Origin of the sequence: Gaoshiqia sediminis (assembly GCF_025907915.1) — a bacterium.
Taxonomy (GTDB): Bacteria; Bacteroidota; Bacteroidia; order Bacteroidales; family Prolixibacteraceae; genus Gaoshiqia; species Gaoshiqia sediminis.
The window spans coordinates 1-19,628 of record NZ_JAPAAF010000014.1 but is presented as its reverse complement, the minus strand read 5'-3'; the positions used below and the strand labels follow the sequence as shown (position 1 = coordinate 19,628).

General features: G+C 47.1%; 16 protein-coding genes. 10 read left to right on the top strand and 6 right to left on the bottom strand.

All coding sequences use genetic code 11. The annotated features are described in order from the left end of the window. The first annotated feature begins 20 nt into the window (after positions 1-20). Positions 21-1,355 carry an alpha-L-fucosidase gene (locus tag N2K84_RS10975; protein WP_282591858.1) on the top strand — a complete coding sequence of 445 codons (1,335 nt, stop codon included), beginning with the start codon at positions 21-23 and terminating at the stop codon, positions 1,353-1,355. Positions 1,356-1,401: 46 nt separating this feature from the next. Here N2K84_RS10975 and N2K84_RS10970 read toward each other — a convergent pair whose 3' ends face one another. Continuing rightward, positions 1,402-2,826, bottom strand: coding sequence for an ATP-dependent DNA helicase (locus tag N2K84_RS10970; RefSeq protein ID WP_282591857.1), 1,425 nt, complete (start codon positions 2,824-2,826; stop codon positions 1,402-1,404). Positions 2,827-2,916: 90 nt separating this feature from the next. On the opposite strand from N2K84_RS10970, the gene N2K84_RS10965 reads away from it, so the two are divergent. From N2K84_RS10965 to rsmD, 3 genes are read left to right on the top strand one after another with little or no spacing between them, the layout of a single operon-like run. After that, positions 2,917-3,549: a hypothetical protein gene (locus tag N2K84_RS10965; RefSeq protein ID WP_282591856.1), complete on the top strand. Its 633-nt coding sequence runs from the start codon at positions 2,917-2,919 to the stop codon at positions 3,547-3,549. 8 nt (positions 3,550-3,557) lie between these two features. Next, positions 3,558-4,388, top strand: a complete 831-nt coding sequence (locus tag N2K84_RS10960) for a DUF3822 family protein (RefSeq protein ID WP_282591855.1) — start codon at positions 3,558-3,560, stop codon at positions 4,386-4,388. Next, positions 4,376-4,909 carry a 16S rRNA (guanine(966)-N(2))-methyltransferase RsmD gene (gene rsmD / locus N2K84_RS10955; RefSeq protein WP_282591854.1) on the top strand — a complete coding sequence of 178 codons (534 nt, stop codon included), beginning with the start codon at positions 4,376-4,378 and terminating at the stop codon, positions 4,907-4,909. Before N2K84_RS10960 ends, rsmD begins: the two co-directional genes overlap by 13 nt. 86 nt (positions 4,910-4,995) lie before the next feature. Here rsmD and N2K84_RS10950 read toward each other — a convergent pair whose 3' ends face one another. From N2K84_RS10950 to N2K84_RS10935, 4 genes are read right to left on the bottom strand one after another with little or no spacing between them, the layout of a single operon-like run. Then, entirely contained in the window at positions 4,996-6,192 is a 1,197-nt protein-coding gene (locus N2K84_RS10950; RefSeq protein ID WP_282591853.1) for a YeeE/YedE thiosulfate transporter family protein, read from the bottom strand. Between the two features lie 6 nt (positions 6,193-6,198). Beyond that, positions 6,199-6,720: a YeeE/YedE thiosulfate transporter family protein gene (locus N2K84_RS10945; RefSeq protein WP_282591852.1), complete on the bottom strand. Its 522-nt coding sequence runs from the start codon at positions 6,718-6,720 to the stop codon at positions 6,199-6,201. Beyond that, positions 6,717-7,388, bottom strand: coding sequence for a cytochrome b/b6 domain-containing protein (locus N2K84_RS10940; RefSeq protein WP_282591851.1), 672 nt, complete (start codon positions 7,386-7,388; stop codon positions 6,717-6,719). Before N2K84_RS10940 ends, N2K84_RS10945 begins: the two co-directional genes overlap by 4 nt. Positions 7,389-7,400: 12 nt before the next feature. After that, positions 7,401-9,005, bottom strand: coding sequence for a tetrathionate reductase family octaheme c-type cytochrome (locus N2K84_RS10935; protein ID WP_282591850.1), 1,605 nt, complete (start codon positions 9,003-9,005; stop codon positions 7,401-7,403). Between the two features lie 428 nt (positions 9,006-9,433). Between N2K84_RS10935 and N2K84_RS10930 the strand changes: the two genes are divergently transcribed. From N2K84_RS10930 to N2K84_RS10905, 6 genes are all read left to right on the top strand, one after another. Continuing rightward, entirely contained in the window at positions 9,434-10,705 is a 1,272-nt protein-coding gene (locus N2K84_RS10930; RefSeq protein WP_282591849.1) for an alpha-L-fucosidase, read from the top strand. A gap of 94 nt (positions 10,706-10,799) precedes the next feature. After that, complete coding sequence (locus N2K84_RS10925) at positions 10,800-11,810, top strand: Gfo/Idh/MocA family protein (RefSeq protein ID WP_282591848.1); 1,011 nt, start codon at positions 10,800-10,802, stop codon at positions 11,808-11,810. A 223-nt stretch (positions 11,811-12,033) separates the two neighbouring features. Further along, positions 12,034-14,295, top strand: coding sequence for an aconitate hydratase (locus tag N2K84_RS10920; RefSeq protein WP_282591847.1), 2,262 nt, complete (start codon positions 12,034-12,036; stop codon positions 14,293-14,295). 25 nt (positions 14,296-14,320) lie between these two features. Continuing rightward, the gene (locus tag N2K84_RS10915) at positions 14,321-15,553 is read left to right on the top strand and encodes an NADP-dependent isocitrate dehydrogenase (RefSeq protein ID WP_282591846.1); all 1,233 of its coding nucleotides are present in this window, start codon (positions 14,321-14,323) and stop codon (positions 15,551-15,553) included. Position 15,554: 1 nt separating this feature from the next. Further along, positions 15,555-16,823, top strand: a complete 1,269-nt coding sequence (gene icd, locus N2K84_RS10910) for an NADP-dependent isocitrate dehydrogenase (RefSeq protein ID WP_282591845.1) — start codon at positions 15,555-15,557, stop codon at positions 16,821-16,823. 36 nt (positions 16,824-16,859) lie between these two features. Then, the gene (locus tag N2K84_RS10905) at positions 16,860-18,179 is read left to right on the top strand and encodes a citrate (Si)-synthase (protein ID WP_282591844.1); all 1,320 of its coding nucleotides are present in this window, start codon (positions 16,860-16,862) and stop codon (positions 18,177-18,179) included. Positions 18,180-18,515: 336 nt separating this feature from the next. On the opposite strand, the gene N2K84_RS10900 is transcribed toward N2K84_RS10905, so the two are convergent. Then, positions 18,516-19,451, bottom strand: a complete 936-nt coding sequence (locus N2K84_RS10900) for a formylglycine-generating enzyme family protein (RefSeq protein ID WP_282591843.1) — start codon at positions 19,449-19,451, stop codon at positions 18,516-18,518. Positions 19,452-19,628 lie beyond the last annotated feature (177 nt).

The window sequence follows — 19,628 nt, the reverse complement described above, 5'->3', positions numbered from 1 at the left end:
TCACCTAAAAGCTGCTGAACATGAACAAAAAAATACTATCCGCCCTGTTGTGCGTGCTCGTTACCGCACCTGGTTTTGTCCGCTCTCAGGAAACGCCTGCCGATAAAGAAAAGCGCATGGAATGGTTTCGCGATGCCAAACTGGGCATCTTCATCCACTGGGGCATTTACGCGGTGAACGGAATCGACGAAAGCTGGTCGTTCTTCAACAACTACATTTCGCACGACGACTACATGAAGCAACTCCAGGGATTTACAGCAGTCAACTACAAACCGGAAGAGTGGGTCAACCTGATCAGGGAAAGCGGCGCCAGGTACGCCGTAATAACCACCAAACATCACGACGGCGTTGCCCTTTGGGATACGAAATGCTCGAAGTTGAGCGTTGCCAAACAAACTCCGGCCGCAAAAGATCTGATTGCTCCCTTTGTAAAAAGCCTGCAAAAAAGCAAGCTGAAAGTGGGCCTTTACTACTCGTTGCTCGACTGGTCGCACCCCGACTATCCAAACAAAACCAGACAAGAGAAACGTTATGCGGACGACCCCGAACGCTGGGCCCGATTTGTTGAGTTCAATTTTTGCCAGTTGGAAGAGTTGTCGAAACAATTCCGGCCCGACCTGTATTGGTTTGACGGCGATTGGGAACAATCAGCCGAAGACTGGAAAGCCAAAGAACTGAGCGAAAGCCTGCGGGCCTGGAACCCCGGCATCATCCTGAACTCTCGTATTCAAGGGTACGGCGATTACGATACCCCCGAACAAGGTCTCCCGGTTACCCACCCCGAGAGCGCATGGTGGGAACTGTGCATGACCATGAACAACTCATGGGGATATCAGCATAACGACACCGACTACAAAACGCCCAACCAAATCATCCGGATTCTGGTGGACTGTATCAGCATGGGTGGCAACCTGCTGCTCGACATTGGCCCCAAAGCCGACGGCACCATCCCCGCCGAACAGGTAGCTATACTGAAAGAACTCGGACGTTGGACCGCCAAACACCAGGAAGCCATTTACGGCACACGCGCCGGCATTCCGCACGAACATTTCTACGGCCCCACGGCTCTAAATAAAGACGGCGACCTGCTTTACCTGTTTGTTCCGCACAAGCCCAACGGCCCGCTGATGATCAAAGGCCTGAAAAACCAGATCAACCGCATTTGGGTGGTGGGCGAAGGCACCAAGCTGAACTGGAAAGTTGTTGGCAAACAATACTGGAGCTCGGTTCCCGGCATTGTATATGTCGACGTACCCGAATCGGTGCTGGATGAACAGGTTACCGTAATTGCCGTTTTGCTGAAAGACAAAGTAGACCTGTACCGCGAAAAAGGACAGGTAATTGAAAGTAATTAATCCCGAAGATTCACAACCACGAAAAGTTGGTGGCTTAAATGAAGTTTTAATCTTCAAAAAACTCTTTGTTGAAATTCACCAGGTACAGCTCTTTTACCGAGCGGGTAAACGCCGTGTAAAGCCAGCGTAAATACTCTTTATTGATCATCTCTTCCAGCAGATAACCCTGGTCCACAAAAACGGCATCCCACTGCCCGCCCTGTGCTTTATGGCAGGTAACCGCGTAAGCAAATTTTACTTGCAGGGCATTGAAATATGGATTTTCACGGATCTTTTCCCAACGTTTCTTTTTGCTTCGGATATCCGTATAGTCTTCGGCAACGCTTTGAAACAACCGCTTGTTATCTTCCTGTGTCATGCTGGCCGACTCAATATTTAAGGTATCAAGGATGATTTTGCAGTCCACTTCCAAATCATCGTAGTCAATAAATTTCAGACTCACATTGGCAAACCGGAATCCGTACAACTCCTCATACTTTCGGATGGCTTTAATTTCAACGATATCGCCGTTGGCAATAAAGTCAACTTTTTCATCTTCGCCCAGCCAGAAATAATTATTCTTGACTACCATCAGCAAGTCGCCCACGGTAATTTCCGAATCCTTATATAATATAGTAGAACGTATTCCCTGGTTGAATTTATTGGCCCGCTTGTTTGATCGGGTAATTACCATGGTTTGTTGCTCACCGAAACGGTCGTAGCAATTGGAAATTTGCTCAATCAGATCGGCTCCGCCAATGCGACTGATGTCAGTAAAACCGGCTGTTTCAATCGGGAAATAGGATGGATCCAGTAAATCCTCCGTGATCATCTCCCGCAAATTGGTGGCATTGTGCAAAATGCCGGAATCCTGCTCCTGCCGAACCACATCCGTCAATTCATGATCAATCACTTCCAGTCCGTAAAGTTCGAGCTCACGCGGGTCAAGCGCCGGGCTGATGGCCATGCCCACAGGTGGTAGTTGAGCCGTGTCTCCAACTAAAATCAGCCTGCAGTTTTGCCCGGTATAAACGTATTCATACAAATCGTCGAGCAAGCGCCCCGAGCCAAACACCGAACCTTCGGGCGAACTATTGGAAATCATGGAAGCCTCATCCACAATAAAAAAACAATCTTTCACCAGGTTCTTGTCCAGCACAAAGCGCCCCATGCCATCAGCCGATGATTGCTGCCGGTAAATTCGTTTATGAATGGTGTAAGCGCTTTTGCCGGTGTAGGATGAAAGTACTTTTGCCGCTCGCCCGGTAGGGGCCAGCAAAACCGTCTGAAATTTGAAAGCCGACAAGGTTTTCACCAAGGCATTGAGCATACTGGTTTTTCCGGTCCCGGCATAACCTTTCAGCAAAAATGCCGACTCAGCCGGGTTATCAGCCACAAATGCAGCCAGCTTCCCGGCCAGCAATTCCTGCCCCGCAGTAGGCGGAAAACCAAAATTTTGGAGCAATTGATCCGCTATGTGTTTTTTCAACATTGTCGCTAAATTAAAAGTATTCCGCCGATTGTAATTTAATTTTTTTTATAAATTTGCAAGCAAACAAAAACTAATCTTAAAAAATCAAAGATGAAGACAGCAATTCAGATCGCACTTGTAGCTATCGCCATTGTCCTCGGATACTTAATTTATAATAGTGTTCAGCGACCAATTGACTTTGAGAAAGCAAAAAAAGAAAGATATGATGCTACAGTGCAGCGTTTGAAGGATATCCGCAAGGCGCAGTTGGCCTACAAAGATGTTAACGGAAAGTTTACCGGAAGTTGGGATACCCTGATTAACTTTGTAAAACACGATTCACTTCCTTTGGTTCGTAAAATCGGTATGCTTACTGACAGTATGATCGAAGCTGGCTGGAATGAAGAAACCGCCATCAAAAAAGGAGCAATTATTCGTGACACGATCCGGATCAACGTTCTGGACACTTTATTTGGCCGTACGTACCCGATTGAACAAATCAAATACGTACCGGTTCAGGATACGATAGCAGAATTCCACCTTGGAGCAACTATTATTACAACCGGCTCAGGCATTCAGGTTCCTGTTTTTGAAGCCAAAGCACACAATAATACCATCCTGAAAAATCTGGATCATCAATTGGTTATCAACCTGAATGACCAAAGACGTGCCAACGAAAAATATCCCGGACTGAAAGTAGGTTCACTTACTGAAGCAAACAACAATGCCGGTAACTGGGAATAAAAAGCACTATGCAAAATATATCGCTGGTTGACGAAACTTTCGATTTAAATTTTACACCGGAATATATTCTGTCCATCCAGGTTAGCCTGGATGGATTTTCTTTTTCTATCCTGGACAGTATTCAGAATAAGGTAGTTTATCTGTTTCATCAGGATACGTTCACGAATGATCCCGGCTTCCAGCTAAAAAAAATTAAATCAGTTTATCAGGAGGCTGATCTGCTGGAATTACCGTATAAAAAAACAAATCTGTACTATACGGCCCCGGAAAAAACCACCTTGGTACCTGCAAGCCTGTTTCAACCCGAAGAAGCGGCCCGGCTGTACCAGTTTACGTTTAACGCATCGGGAGGGGAAGATATTCTATATACAAAATTACCTCAAGCCGACTCGATAGCTGTATTCGGTATCCATCACGAGCTTCATGAATTCCTGAAAGAAAAGCATCCGGGGATCGAGATTCAAAATGATTTATTGGTATCACTTTCCGATCTTTCACCCGGGAAAAATATCCTGAAGATACGCGTGTTCAGAAAACAGCTGGCCATTTGGGCCTACGACCAGCAGATGCGTTTTTACAACAGCTTCTACTACGAAGGCGAAACGGATCAGTTGTACTATATTTTAGGAGCGGTAAACAGCATGGGCAGCGAACCGTCAACCGTAATTCTGGACGGCATGGTAAACAAGCACGCGGAGATTTATCACCGGCTACGTCAATATTTCAATACGGTGCAAATTGCCGTCAACAATAAGAACCTACACTACAGTTATTTAATCGACCGGCTCCCGGATGCCCGGTTTGCTAACCTTTTTAACAGTTTTTCATGCGTATCGTAGGAGGTCAATACAAAGGGCGTCAGTTCACCCCTGGAAAAAGTTTTAAGGCAAGGCCAACCACGGATATGGCCAAAGAAAGCCTGTTTAACATTCTGCAAAACAAGGTTGATTTTGAACAAATCACCGTACTGGATCTGTTTTCGGGCACTGGAAGTATTTCGTTTGAATTTGCTTCGCGCGGCTGTCAGGACATCACCAGCGTGGAACAAAACTTTCACCATCACCGGTTCATCCAGGAAGTGATTGCCAAGCTGGGCGAAAGACATATTAAGGCCATCAAGGCCAATGCATTCGTTTTTGTGGAAAAAACCGCCAAAACCTACGACCTTATTTTTGCTGATCCGCCTTATGACCACAAACAATTTGCCGAGATTCCGACTGTAATCCTCTCTAAAGAAATTTTAAAACCAGGCGGCCTGTTCATTCTGGAACATTCAAAAAACTACGATTTTTCAAACTACACGCAGTTCACAGAACAACGAAACTACGGAAGCGTTCATTTCTCATTTTTCAGAAAATGACTCCTGCCCTTTTTACAAATAACCGGCAGTAAAAAACCCGGCTTTTTAACCGGGTTAAAGTACTTGTCGTTTTTAAGGATGCAGCATTAACAACCGCCACGCACTTTTGTCACCTCTTTTTTTACAGGTGCCCCAATGTTTTTCAAGGAATTGACCAAACTTTGCATGCCGGCGGCAGCCTGGGAGCGAAAATTATATACTTCGTTCAGGTGTTTGGGCGATCCGGGAGGCGGGGCATCTGCCATGAAAAACATCTGCTGAAATTCGCCGGCTGTTTCGTGCAAAATAAAATTGTCCGACTTTCCGATATAATTGGCTTTCAAACAAGCCATCTTCACCAGCGTATCACTATCGGCATAAAATATATTGGTTTTCATACGCTGTCGTAAAATACTCTCCCACTGCCGGTCCATCATACGATCGAAAGGCATATTGATAGCCATGGGAATATGAAATTTATCAAACTCTTCCGGGGTGCGCACATCAATTACATTGATCGCATAATAGTTGTTCACGATTTCGTTGGCCAGTTTGTCAGCCGACATTTCACGAAACACACACTTCTGCTGCCGTTTTGCTTCGGCAATGCGCGATTTGATGATATCGTCTCTTCCAGGCAGGAACGCGACAACCGCCAAAACCACAAATAACACACCGCCGGCCAACAGGTATTTCGTCCCCAACGGATGGGGAACCGATGTTGTCCGGTTGTTCACCTTGCTCTCGATAAACCAGGTAGCCACAAAAGCCATAACAGCCACGGCGGCCAGGATAAAGCCGAATTGAATGTTGCTCATCCCCAAAAAATCGGAGATACGCATATTTCCCATATTATTGGCAGTATAAAAATTTTCGAGTAGCGGGAAACTTTCGGTAAATACCCAAACGCCAAGGATTGATCCAAAAATAAAGGTCATCGCATCCAACTTCCCGATAGCAGCAGCACAAACACTTGTACCCGGGCAAAAACCACCAATAATGAAGCCTGCCCCCATAATGGCGCCACCCAGCAATGCGGATTGCAGAAACGTTGGGTTCACATAAATGATATCGAGATCGAGCAGGCCGTAATGGCCCAATAGCAACACACCCGCCATGGCGGTGATACCGGCTGTAAAAAACACGCGTAACACCGTAAAATCATACCCATAAAAAAGGCCAACCAGTTTTTTAGTAGATGAAAAACCTGCCTGTTCCAGAATAAAGCCAAAAGCTATTCCGAGCAGCAAGGCAATGACGAGACTAAACTCTTCGCTGATGATATAAGGTACTAATGGTCCCATAGACTGTTATTTAAGCCAAAGTTTTCTGAAAAAATACGCCAGTGCATAGGCTGCCCCAAAGATGGCCAGCATGGTGAGGATACCGCCCAGCGAAAGGACAGCCATTCCGCTCAGGGCCGAGCCGCTGGTACAGCCTCGCCCCAGTTGCGAGCCAAAGCCAAACAAAGCCCCGCCCACCAGAGCGCCAATAATCCGAATGGTTGTGGTTGCCCGGGGCCCTTTTTCCAACTTTAAGCCAACCCGGTTTGCCAGCACGCCCGAGAAAAAAGCGCCGATAAAAACGCCAATAACTTCAAAAACAAGCCAGTTTTTCCACGGACCGTCAGGGTTCTGCTCAGCAAAATCTTTGTAATAAGCTGTGTTTTCGGCATGTTGGGGCGCTACCGACTCTACGGTAGCGATCACCACACTCTTAAAAGCACCACTCGCTCCCAATCCGCGCCCGGTGATGTAAATGGTGGCCAACAACACCATGCCGAGTAAAAAACCCGCCAGATAGGGGTTCATGTAAGGTTTGGGCTGGTTCATAACGTTGTCTTTTTGGGTTTTGAATCACTTTTCAAGTTATCGCTTACTGCTGCCTGATCGGTTTCATCTTCCAGTTCCTCGTAGCCGGTAAGCATAGCCTGGATATTGGATGTTGGCGTGTGTCCCGTAGTAGTCATGTACACGTGCACCACCAGAAACACCATCAGCAGGAAGGCGCCCAAGGTATGCCAAAAGGCCAGCGATTCGAGAGAAATATCCTGAACAACGACAATATTGTTTCTGTCGATGGTTTTGTGGAACATATAAAGGATTCCGGAGATCACCGTAATGGGCACCAAAATCAGTTTAAAACTAAGATAGACCAACCGCTGAAGCGGGTTCAGTTTTCGTAGCTGCGTTTTTTGAGTTGGATGCTTTTCCCCCTTGAACATGCCAATACTGTAATAACGCACCTGGTCGATCAATTTTTTTGAAGTGGGGATGTACTGCTTCCACTCGCCGGTTACCACATGCCAGAAGATGGCAAAAACGATCAATCCGATAAGCATCCAGGAAGCCACGCGGTGAAAACGGGCAGCCTGTTCAAAACCTAACAGGTCGAAGGTACCATGCACCTCGAAACCGGTAAACGCCAGAAAAATAATCAGGGCAGCCTGTGTCCAGTGCCAGAAACGTTCAAAGCCTTTGTAAATATATACGCGTTTCATAATCCGTTCTTTTTACTGAATTGGTTCTTCTTTTTCATAGTCAATCACCTCGGCCTCATACGTTTTCCGGCGAATAGCCACCACAATGCGGAATGCGCCATGCAAAACAACGGCCCCCAATGCTGCAAAGAAGAGAAAAATGCCGGACGCGTCGAGCCGTTTGTTGTAGTCGCGGCCAGGAAGGTAGAAACCTTCCAATCGGGCAAGCCGCCCATTGTCGCGGGTATGGCATTCAGCACAACCTACGGATTGATCTTTTGGCGCCACCATGTGATTGACCGGCCAGTACATTTGAGTTTCCACAAATGCATATTCGCCGCTATACGGCAATCCAACCCGCTTCATACCAGCCTCAGCGGCAGTTTGCCAGTCGAAGTCTTTCCAGAAGGCGCTATCGCCAGTAACCGGCGAAAATAGCTTAGGCTGAATCAGTGTCTTGTATTTAATATCGTAAATTTGGTCACCGGTATGAATTTTTACCGGAATGATTTTCGAGTTTTTATCGTCGTGCGAACCAAAAAGCCGGTTCATCTGCACCGGTACAGACTGAATTGTATCGCCCAGCAAATAGTGATCGGCCGTTCCGTTAAACCACATGTAATCGGGAACCACATTCGTCGCCCAAACAAATTCCCCTTTTATAGACTGATATTCCCAAGTGTGGTCCTCGTTGACTTCCTGATAGGGCTGGCCATCGCGAAGCTTACCCGCTTCCGACCATTTCCACGACATTTTGGTTGGGTTTGCCTTGGCATAAGTTGGAATATGGCAGGCCTGACAGCTCACTTTGGCATTGTGCCGGTTCAGCATATCATCAAAATGGGGTGTATTGGAATGGCACTGTTCGCAGGTGGCGCGATTGTTATTGGTTGACGAAACCGAATAGAGACGCCCCTTGATCTGGTGATTTTCAGCGGTATGACAATCCACACAAGACATATCCATACCATTGGCGGCCATGTGCACATCAACATCCCGGTCGCAAGCCAATTGCGCTTCTTCCAGATCGCCATGCTTTACATTGTTGCCACCGCCACTGTAAAAATGGCAACTGCCGCAATTTATTTTTTCCGGAGGACCAACACTCTGGGCAACCTTGGTCAGGTTCACCGACCTGTCGGGGTATCCGGCTGTGGACGAACCTTTGAGGTACTCATCGCTGTTGTCGTGGCAAACCATGCAATCTACATTTCGGGCATTGTTGAAGTCGAAGTGGTCGTTTGTCATGCCGAAACCAATGTGGCATTTGGCACAACTCAACTCATTGGATTGCGCACCAAGGCAGAAATTGTTAAGCACATTCTTCTTTCCGGCAGCAGCTACCCCCCTGCCCTCAACATATGAAACCCGTTCCCAGTTCCAGTGGGCCGAGTTCATCACTTCGCGGTGCCGCTCGGTGTGGCAGCCAATACACGTTTCGGTAACCTCCTGAGGCGTAGCAAATTCGCGCTGCAGCTCCGGCAATTTCCGGTGGTCAACTGACGGAACCGGCTTAATGGCATACTCCTGTTTCAACTGTTCAAGTTTCAGGTTGTAGTATTCTTCCTCTGTGAGCAGATTCAGCAACAACAACGAAAAAATCACCACCAGGATAACCCCCAAAATCGTTTTTGTCATTCTAAATGGTTTTATTAGTTAACCAACCTGCGTCACGCAGGCGCTAAAATCTTCATTTGCAGTGTAAGTTTATAACGAAACAAGCAAATCGCAAAACCCTGACAGATGCTTTTAAAAACACATTTGATACTGCCACACGTTCAATCAACTACATATCAATACATTTAGATACCAAAATACCACAGCAAATCCTGCTAATACAGAATAATTCTAAAAAAACCCTGACTATTAAGGATTTCCAGATCTGAATCCCGCAAATTAGTTAATTAAGCACTTCATGCGAAACATCAACCGCTACTGCCTAACAACATCAGCTGGATCTCAATTTTTCATGTAATTTTATCAGCACATTACAGCACAGTTAACCAACTAAATCAAAACCGATGAAAAAATTACTTTTCACAGCATTCATGTTCCTTCTGTTAAACATGAGTTTCGCACAAGAAAAATATCAACCCTCGGTAGAAAACCTGGCCAACCGCGAATGGTTTCAGGACGCCAAATTCGGTCTGTTCGTTCATTGGGGCGTCTATTCGGTCATGGCCGGCGGAGGCGATTACGGCATTGCCGAGTGGATTATGAACCAAAAGCAAATTCCAATTAGGCAATACGAAAAGTTGCCGTCCTTTTTCAATCCCACCAAATTTGATCCGGAAGAATGGGTTTCAATGGTAAAAAAAGCCGGGATGAAATACATTACCATCACCAGCAAACACCACGACGGTTTTGCCATGTACGATTCGAAAGTGAGCGATTACGATGTGGTGGACCGCACCCCTTACGGGAAAGACATTTTAAAGCAGCTGAAAGAAGAATGCGACAAACAGGGCATCAAGCTTTTCTTTTATTACTCACAACTGGATTGGCACCACTCCGATTATTACCCGCGCGGAAACACGGGCAAAGGTTACACCGGACGTCCGGAAAGCGGCGACTGGAACGCCTATATTGACTATATGAATGCCCAGCTAAGCGAATTGCTGACCAACTACGGAGAGGTGGGCGGAATCTGGTTTGACGGCATGTGGGACCAATGGGACGCCAACTGGCGCCTGGACGAAACCTACGCGCTAATTCACAAACTGCAACCCGGTGCCCTGATTGGCAGCAACCATCATAAATCCCCAATTCCGGGCGAAGATTTCCAGATGTTCGAACGAGACCTTCCCGGCGAAAATACGATGGGTTTCAACCAAACCGGCACCATTTCGGAACTTCCGCTCGAAATGTGCGAAACGATGAACGGCAGCTGGGGGTTCAACCTGAAGGATCAAGGCTACAAATCGTCGAAACAGCTTATTCAAACAATGGTAAAAGCCGCCGGTTACGGGGCAAACTTCCTGCTGAATACCGGCCCCATGCCCAACGGACAAATCCAGCCCGAAAACATCGACACCCTAATGATTATGGGCAACTGGCTGGAAAAATACGGCGAAACGATCTACGGAACCCGCAAAGGACCAATAAAGCCAACAAACTGGGGTGCCACCACTCAAAAGGGAAATACAATTTACCTGCACATACTGGAATTGAGTGAGGAAAATCTGCTGATTCACAACTTGAACAGCAAAATAAAATCCATAAAATTATTCGACGACGGGGCAAAAGTCAACTTTAAAACCACCGAATTTGGAACACTGATCGAAATCCCGTTCAACAAACGCCAGCTGGTTGACACCATCCTGAAAATAGAAATCTAAACGGTTTATCCCCACTAATCGAATAAAATGGCTACCTCGCAGGGTGGCCATTTTTAGTATCTTTAAGCTGATCAAAAACAAAAAATCAATACCTATGAAAGCAACTTCTGCAAACCGAAAAATCAGATGGGGAATCCTGAGTACCGCAAAAATCGGCTTGACCAAAGTCATCCCGGCCATTCAACAAAGCCCGTTCAGCCTGGTAACAGCCATTTCCTCGCGCGATCTGGCAAAAGCACAAAAAGCAGCGAATGACCTTTCGATTGAAAAATCTTACGGTTCGTACGATGAACTGCTGAATGACCCGGATATTGATGCCGTCTATAATCCACTGCCAAACGACCAGCATGTGCAATGGACCTTGAAAGCGCTTGAAGCCGGGAAACATGTGCTTTGTGAAAAACCGATCGGCATGAACGCCGAACAAGCAACGTTAGTGGCCAAGGCAGCTGCAAACTTTCCCAACCTGAAAGTAATGGAAGCATTCATGTACCGTTTTCACCCGCAATGGAAGGAAACAGCCCGGCTCATCGAATCCGGCGCTGTTGGCGAAGTAAAAACAATCCACGCTTTCTTCTCCTATTATAATACCGACCCGCAAAACATCCGCAACAAACCCAAAGTTGGCGGCGGTGCGCTGATGGACATCGGCTGTTATTGCATCTCTTTTCCCAGGTTTATCTTTCGGGATGAACCGGATGCAGTGGTTGGCATGATGGAATTTGACCCGCAAATGGGCACCGACCGACTCACCTCCGGCATGTTGAAATTTGGTTCCGGGAAAACGGCCACATTCACCTGCTCCACGCAATTGATGCCCTACCAGCGCGTCAACATCCTGGGCGATCGCGGACAAATTGTTGTTGAAATTCCGGTAAATGCGCCGCCCGCTGAAACCACAAAAATTGAACTCATCACCAAAGAAGAACAGCGGATAATTGAATTAGGTCCGGTTGACCAATATTCGCTTCAGGCTGATGCGTTTTGTCTGGCGATCCTGGAAAATACTCCCGTTCCCACCCCGCTCAGCGATGCCATTGGAAACATGAAGGTAATTGATGCCATTGCAAAAAGTGCGACAGAACAAAAATGGGTCGTGCTCTAGTTCCCCCGGCGAAAACGGTTAATGTTTAAAATAAAAATCCCACCCCAGAGTGACGGCTTCTGAAAAAGAGGCATGATTGCTTTAGTACATATATACACATAGCTATATAATTTAAAACAGATTTTTTGATATCTTGAGGCCGTAACCGGAAACCTTTAGCCCCTGTTTTTGTTAAGGGAAGTAAAAATTCAACCGAAAATTAATTGATAAAAAAACCACACATATGTTTGATCTGGAATTAATAGAAAAAACCTACGGGAATTTTGGCCCTCGTATAGAAAAGGCCAGAAACGTGTTACAAAAACCGCTCACCCTTTCCGAAAAAATCTTGTATGCCCACTTGTTCAACCCGGATAAAGTAGAGAACTTCAAACGCGGGGCCGACTATGTTGACTTTGCGCCAGACCGTGTGGCCATGCAGGATGCAACAGCCCAAATGGCCTTACTGCAATTTATGAACGCAGGAAAAGCCAAAACAGCTGTTCCGTCAACGGTACATTGCGACCACCTGATCCAAGCCAGTGTTGGCGGGCGTACCGACTTGCAGTTTGCCCTTCAAAACAATAAAGAAGTATTCGACTTTTTGGAATCCGTGTCAAATAAATACGGCATTGGCTTCTGGAAACCCGGAGCAGGCATCATCCACCAGGTAGTGTTGGAAAATTATGCCTTTCCCGGAGGAATGATGATTGGGACCGACTCGCACACGGTGAATGCTGGCGGGTTGGGCATGATTGCCATTGGTGTTGGTGGCGCTGATGCCGTTGACGTGATGGCCGGCATGGCCTGGGAACTCAAGTTCCCGAAGCTGATTGGCGTAAAACTGACCGGAAAACTGCATGGCTGGACAGCCCCGAAGGATGTGATACTGAAAGTGGCCGGGTTGCTCACCGTAAAGGGCGGAACCGGTTACATCATTGAATATTTTGGCGAAGGTGCAAAATCGCTCTCAGCAACCGGAAAAGGAACCATCTGTAACATGGGCGCCGAAGTTGGGGCAACGACTTCAACCTTTGGTTACGACGAATCGATGGAGCGCTACCTGCGTGCAACTGGTCGTGCAGCTGTAGCCGATCTGGCCAACGGTATCAAAAATCACCTGACGGCCGACCCGGAAGTCTATGCGTCTCCCGAAAAATATTTCGATCAACTGATCGAAATCAATTTGGATGAACTGGAACCCCACCTGAACGGGCCGTTCACCCCCGACCGGGCCACTCCAATTTCAAAGATGGCCGAAGTGGCCAAAGAAAACGGATGGCCTACCAAGATTGAAGTTGGGCTGATCGGATCCTGCACCAACTCATCGTATGAAGATATCTCGCGCGCAGCCTCGTTGGCCAAACAAGCAGTCGATAAAAAGCTGAAAACAAAATCAAAATTCACCATTACTCCGGGCTCCGAACAAGTTCGCTACACCATTGAACGTGATGGCTTTATCGACATTTTTGAAAAAATTGGCGCCAGCGTGTTTGCGAATGCCTGCGGCCCCTGCATTGGACAATGGAACCGCGAAGGAGCCGACAAAGGAGAAAAAAACACCATTGTCCATTCCTTTAACCGAAACTTCTCGAAACGGGCCGACGGAAATCCCAACACGCACGCTTTTGTTGCCTCGCCCGAACTGGTGACTGCGCTTGCCATTGCCGGTGATTTAACCTTCAACCCCCTCACCGACAAATTGATCAACGAAGACGGGCAGGAAGTAAAACTGGATCCGCCAACCGGCGAAGAATTACCACGCAACGGATTTGCTGTAGAAGATGCCGGCTATCAAGCCCCGGCAGAAGACGGTTCCTCTGTCAATGTTGCTGTAGCACCCGATTCAGGCAGGTTGCAACTGTTAAGCGCCTTTCCTGCATGGGACGGCAACAACATAACCGGAGCAAAATTGCTGATTAAAGCCGAAGGTAAATGTACCACCGACCACATTTCGATGGCAGGGCCCTGGCTGCGTTTCCGCGGTCACCTGGACAACATCTCCAACAACATGCTGATTGGGGCAGTCAATGCTTTCAACGGCGAAACCAACAAGGTAAAAAATCAGCTGACCGGGGAATACGATGAAGTACCAAAAGTACAGCGCGCATACAAAGCAGCCGGTATTCCAACCATCGTGATAGGCGACCACAATTACGGCGAAGGTTCGTCGCGCGAACATGCAGCCATGGAGCCACGTCACCTGGGCGTAAAAGCGGTCATCGTAAAATCGTTTGCACGCATCCACGAAACCAACCTGAAAAAGCAAGGCATGCTGGCGCTCACTTTTGCCACCGAGACTGATTATGAGAAAATTCAGGAAGATGACACGTTCAACTTCCTGGACCTGGTTGATTTTGCACCTGGCAAACCCTTGAAAATTGAAGTGTCACATGCCGATGGCTCCAAGGATACAGTGGTCGTCAACCACACCTACAACGAGCAGCAGATAGAATGGTTTAGAGCTGGTTCGGCCTTAAACCTGATCAAAAAACAAAATAACTAGTCAATAATAATTCGCACCCGAAAAAATGGAAAAAATTAAAGTAGCAAATCCAGTGGTGGAACTGGACGGAGATGAAATGACCCGGGTTATTTGGTCATTCATAAAAGAAAAACTCATCTTCCCCTATCTGGATATCGACATCAAATATTACGATTTGGGAATGGAAAACCGCGACCTGACGGATGACCAGGTGACTATTGACGCGGCACATGCCATCCAACAACACGGGGTCGGCATCAAATGTGCCACCATCACGCCCGATGAAGCACGGGTGGAAGAATTCAAACTGAAAAAGATGTGGAAATCGCCAAACGGTACCATCCGCAATATTTTGGGCGGCACCGTTTTTCGCGAGCCCATTATCATCAATAATATTCCCCGCTTGGTTCCGGGCTGGAAAAAACCCATCTGCATTGGGCGCCATGCCTTTGGCGATCAATATCGTGCAACCGATTTCACAACCAAAGGAAAAGGTAAGCTCACCATCACCTTCACGCCCGAAGACGGCAGCAAGCCACAATCGTTCGACGTTTACAATTTTGAGGGCGACGGTGTGGCCATGGCCATGTACAACACCGACGAGTCGATCTTCGGCTTTGCCCATGCCTGCATGAACCAGGCATTGGCAAAAGGCTGGCCGCTTTACATGTCAACTAAAAACACCATTCTGAAAAAATACGATGGCCGTTTTAAAGACATCTTCCAGGAAGTTTTTGAAACCGAATTCAAAGAGAAATTTGCCGAAGCCGGTATCACTTACGAACACCGGTTGATTGATGACATGGTAGCTGCGGCTATGAAATGGGAAGGTGGATTCGTGTGGGCCTGTAAAAACTACGACGGCGATGTGCAATCAGACACCGTCGCCCAGGGATTTGGCTCACTTGGACTGATGACATCGACCTTGATTACCCCGGATGGCCAAACGATGGAAGCCGAAGCCGCACACGGAACCGTGACCCGGCATTACCGGGAGCATCAGCAAGGTAATCCAACATCAACCAACCCGATAGCTTCCATTTTTGCCTGGACCCGGGGATTGGCTTTCCGCGGAAAACTCGACAGCAATGAAAGGCTCATCAATTTTGCCGAAACGCTGGAGCAAGTCTGCATCGAAACTGTAGAAAGCGGAAAAATGACTAAAGACCTGGCACTGATCATTCACGAGAAAGACCTGAAAAAGGAGCACTACCTCACAACAGAAGCTTTTTTGAATGCGATTGACGAAAATTTGCAGCTAAAACTTTCGGCGAACTAACATGGACAAAAAAATTGCGATACATAACCAACGGCTGGTAGTCCCCGACAAACCGGTAATCCCGTTTATCGAGGGGGACGGCATTGGAAAGGACATCAGCCATCCAAGTCAGCGTGTGCTGGATGCTGCCGTCGAAAAAGCATACGGTAGCCAGCGTAAACTAATTTGGAAAGAAGTATTGGCAGGACAAAAGGCTTTCCGCGAAACAGGCAGCTATTTGCCCAACGAGACGTTGGAAGCATTCAGGGAATACCTGGTAGGAATCAAAGGACCACTCGAAACCCCGGTGGGAGGCGGCATCCGGTCGCTGAATGTGGCCCTGCGCCAAACCCTCGATCTGTACGTGTGCCTACGGCCCGTGCGCTGGTTCAAAGGTGTGCCCTCGCCTATCCGCTACCCGGAGCTGGTCGATTTGCACATTTTCCGCGAAAACACCGAAGATATTTATGCCGGAATTGAATTTATGGCCGGTGAGGAACAGACCCAAAAATTTTACGATTTTCTGGTGAAGGAAATGGGCGTGACCACCCAAATCCGATTCCCTAAAAGTTCTTCATTTGGGGTAAAACCCGTTTCAAAAGACGGATCGGAACGTCTGATCCGGGCAGCTATTCAGTATGCCATTGAAAGGCAACTGCCTTCGGTCACCTTGGTTCACAAAGGAAACATCATGAAGTTTACGGAAGGTGCGTTTAAAAATTGGGGTTACGACCTAGCTGAAAAAGAATTTGGAGGGCAGGTGTTTACCTGGAGACAATACCAGCAAATTGAATCGGGAAAAGGCCTGTTGGATGCAAAAAAGGCACTGGAGCAGGCTCAACACGACCGGAAAGTCATCCTGAAAGATGTCATTACCGATGCATTTTTACAGGAAAGCCTCTTGCATCCCTACGATCATTCGGTGATTGCCACCTTGAACTTGAACGGTGATTACATCTCCGATCAGCTGGCAGCCATGGTTGGTGGAATCGGTATTTCGCCGGGGGCAAATATCAATTACGATAGCGGTTATGCTATTTTTGAAGCCACCCACGGTACGGCCCCTACGATTGCGGGTACCGGAAAAGCCAATCCAAGTTCACTCATCCTCTCCGGCGTGATGATGCTGGAATACCTTGGCTGGAACGAAGCTGCTGAGCATATTTTTGACGCCATGGAACACACATTCGCCAAAAGACGTGTAACCTCCGACCTGCATGCCATGATGGAAGGCGCCACCCTGCTTTCAACAACAGAATTTGCTGATGAAATAATCAGAAATATTCATTAACTTATGCAATAACGAATCAATAAAAATAATTACGAAATGGAATACATAAAGAATAGATTTTACGAAAAAGCGAGCAAATGCATCGGTGAGTACCAGAAATTGAAAACCGAACATGCCGATAAAGTAATTGCCAATGTTACCATCGGCCAGGTAATGACCGGTATGAAGGGCGTACCAAGTTTGATCACCGATACCTCCAAGCTTGATGCCAACACCGGTATTACCTTCCGGGGCTATTCCATCCCCGAGTTGCGCGAAAAACTGCCCCGTTTGGACCCGGCAGGAGAACCTCTCCCTGAAGGCTTGTACTACCTGATGCTGGTGGGAGAAATCCCTGAACAGGAAGACGTGTTTAACATCTCCAAAGACTGGTCAACCCGTTCGCACGTTCCGCAACATGTGTTTGACGTGATTGACGCAATGCCCAAATCAGCCCGCCCCATGACCCAATTTAGCGCTGCCATTGTAGCCATGGCCACCGAATCGGTTTTCCAGAAAGCTTATCGCTCTGGCGTTAACAAAAAATACTACTGGGACTTCATGTACGACGATGTCATGAACCTAATCGCCAGGCTACCCCGTATTGCGGCTTACATCTATCGCAGAAACTATTTCAAAGACAAACACATAGAACCCGACCCGAGACTGGACTGGGCAGGAAACCTGGCTCACATGATGGGACATGATTCGGATGAAGTAAAACGCCTGATGCGCTTGTACATGGTCATTCATGCCGATCACGAGGGCGGTAACGTATCTGCCCATACCACACACCTGGTAGGTTCGGCCCTCAGTAACCCCTATTATGCATTGGGAGCCGGAATGCTTGGCCTTGCCGGTCCGCTTCATGGGTATGCCAACCAGGATGTCATCAACTGGATTTTTGAATTGATGAATGAAATTGGCTCGGATGAACCAACCAAAGAACAACTCGCCGATTATGTGCAAAAAACACTGGAAGCAGGACGGGTTGTGCCAGGATACGGACATGCCGTATTACGCGTGACTGATCCACGTTTCACCGCGCAGAAAGAATTTGCCGACAAGTATATTACCCACGACAAATTGATCAATACCGTAAACAACTTGTATGAAGTGGTTCCGCCGATTTTGGGAAGTGTCGGAAAAATCAGCAATCCCTGGCCAAATGTAGATGCTTACTCCGGAGCATTGCTCTACCACTACGGAATTAAAGAATATTCATTCTACACGGTACTTTTTGGAGTATCCAGGGCACTGGGCGTATTGGCGTCCTTGGTTATGGACAGATTGTATGGATTGCCCATTGAGCGCCCGTCTTCTTATCCATTGAAATGGTATCGGGATAAAGCTTCCGGAGAGGAAGGTGGCTGCTAAAACAATCATTGCCGTAATTGAGGAGGAAGAGGCTGCCTATACTTTTTAGACAGCCTCTTTTTAGCATCAATACAGGCATCAGTGCAAATCACTTTCAGTTATCTCTTTGTCGAATAAATCAGGTTTTCTTTGAAGTGGGCTAGGTACACCTCCGGTAATAAACATCAGAGTTTTTTTTAAAAAATTTGATTACCGGCTACGAGAAAACACACCTGTAAACCCGTCGTCCAAACGGCAAACAAAACGCTATTATTCAATCAATTACATTATTCCCAAAATCGTATTTCCAAGGAGAAATGCCTTTCTTAGGATTAAGTAAATAATCCAATCAAAAATTTAATCAATATTTTTTGCGCACCTGAATCCCGTGTTGAAAAGAGATGTTTCTGATGTATTGGATGAGCGTCCAGTTACAGAGTAACTATGTTCACCACTCTGATCGAAGAAAAAGGAACCTCCTCTAATGGATTTTAATTCTGCATTTAGAGGATTACCAACTGTACCTCCAGGGTAAGGTTTATAGACATCGGAACACCAGTTCCAAACATTACCCCCCATATCGGACATTCCACAGGAAGTTTCGCCATAGTGGCCAACCGGAGAAGTAAAAACATACCCATCCTCTCCCTGTTGGGTAGAAAAATCACTGCCCTGCCATACATTTGCCATATACTTTCCGTTGACCACTAACTGATCGCCCCAACTGAAAAACGTCGCACTTTTCCCGCCACAAGTGGCCGCAAACTCCCATTCAGCTTCAGTCGGTAGTCGCTTTCCGGCCCAGGAGGCATAAGCTACCGCATCATTCCAGCTAACATGAGTGACCGGATGATTATTTTCTGCTTTGGCATGGTTGGGCCCAAACGGATATTCCCAGTTGGCCTTGGGAATAAGTTTCCAGCTGGAACTATTCAGGTCGAAAACGCCAGAATCGCCAAACTTATCTGCATCTGTTCGGTACCCCGTCGCCTCAATAAAATGACGAAATTCATTCACTGTCACCGGGTACTTGTCAATCTCAAATGCCTGAACATGCACTTCATGGGACGGATACTCCTGCGGGGTTCCCTTATCGGAGCCCATCATAAAATCGCCTCCTTCGAAATAAACCATTCGACTTTCAACTATCGGGACCTCGGAAATGCTTTTTACCACTGCATCGCTACTCTCGCTTTTAGCAGTTGATTCTGACGGTTGGTTAGACGTACAGGCAGAAAACAAAACTACCCATGAGAACAGGAAACGTCTGCGAACTGTTGCTTTTATCTTCATCTTAATCGATCAGTATTTTAGAAAATCGGAAAAGGCGTTGTAATTTCCCCGGCTTTGTTGAGCTTGCTGCATATCGTGCTGTTGTTGCTGCCATTGCACGGCCATATCCGACAAAACCGGGTCGGCGTGTTTAAAGAACATTTTATACGACGTGCAGAAACGGGGTTTCCGGTGGTC

Coding starts and splice junctions, on each gene's coding strand:
- N2K84_RS10975 (WP_282591858.1), top strand. CDS start 21: ATGAACAAAAAAATACTATCCGCCCTGTTGTGCGTGCTCGTTACCGCA.
- N2K84_RS10970 (WP_282591857.1), bottom strand. CDS start 2,826: ATGTTGAAAAAACACATAGCGGATCAATTGCTCCAAAATTTTGGTTTT.
- N2K84_RS10965 (WP_282591856.1), top strand. CDS start 2,917: ATGAAGACAGCAATTCAGATCGCACTTGTAGCTATCGCCATTGTCCTC.
- N2K84_RS10960 (WP_282591855.1), top strand. CDS start 3,558: ATGCAAAATATATCGCTGGTTGACGAAACTTTCGATTTAAATTTTACA.
- rsmD (WP_282591854.1), top strand. CDS start 4,376: ATGCGTATCGTAGGAGGTCAATACAAAGGGCGTCAGTTCACCCCTGGA.
- N2K84_RS10950 (WP_282591853.1), bottom strand. CDS start 6,192: ATGGGACCATTAGTACCTTATATCATCAGCGAAGAGTTTAGTCTCGTC.
- N2K84_RS10945 (WP_282591852.1), bottom strand. CDS start 6,720: ATGAACCAGCCCAAACCTTACATGAACCCCTATCTGGCGGGTTTTTTA.
- N2K84_RS10940 (WP_282591851.1), bottom strand. CDS start 7,388: ATGAAACGCGTATATATTTACAAAGGCTTTGAACGTTTCTGGCACTGG.
- N2K84_RS10935 (WP_282591850.1), bottom strand. CDS start 9,005: ATGACAAAAACGATTTTGGGGGTTATCCTGGTGGTGATTTTTTCGTTG.
- N2K84_RS10930 (WP_282591849.1), top strand. CDS start 9,434: ATGAGTTTCGCACAAGAAAAATATCAACCCTCGGTAGAAAACCTGGCC.
- N2K84_RS10925 (WP_282591848.1), top strand. CDS start 10,800: ATGAAAGCAACTTCTGCAAACCGAAAAATCAGATGGGGAATCCTGAGT.
- N2K84_RS10920 (WP_282591847.1), top strand. CDS start 12,034: ATGTTTGATCTGGAATTAATAGAAAAAACCTACGGGAATTTTGGCCCT.
- N2K84_RS10915 (WP_282591846.1), top strand. CDS start 14,321: ATGGAAAAAATTAAAGTAGCAAATCCAGTGGTGGAACTGGACGGAGAT.
- icd (WP_282591845.1), top strand. CDS start 15,555: ATGGACAAAAAAATTGCGATACATAACCAACGGCTGGTAGTCCCCGAC.
- N2K84_RS10905 (WP_282591844.1), top strand. CDS start 16,860: ATGGAATACATAAAGAATAGATTTTACGAAAAAGCGAGCAAATGCATC.
- N2K84_RS10900 (WP_282591843.1), bottom strand. CDS start 19,451: ATGAAGATAAAAGCAACAGTTCGCAGACGTTTCCTGTTCTCATGGGTA.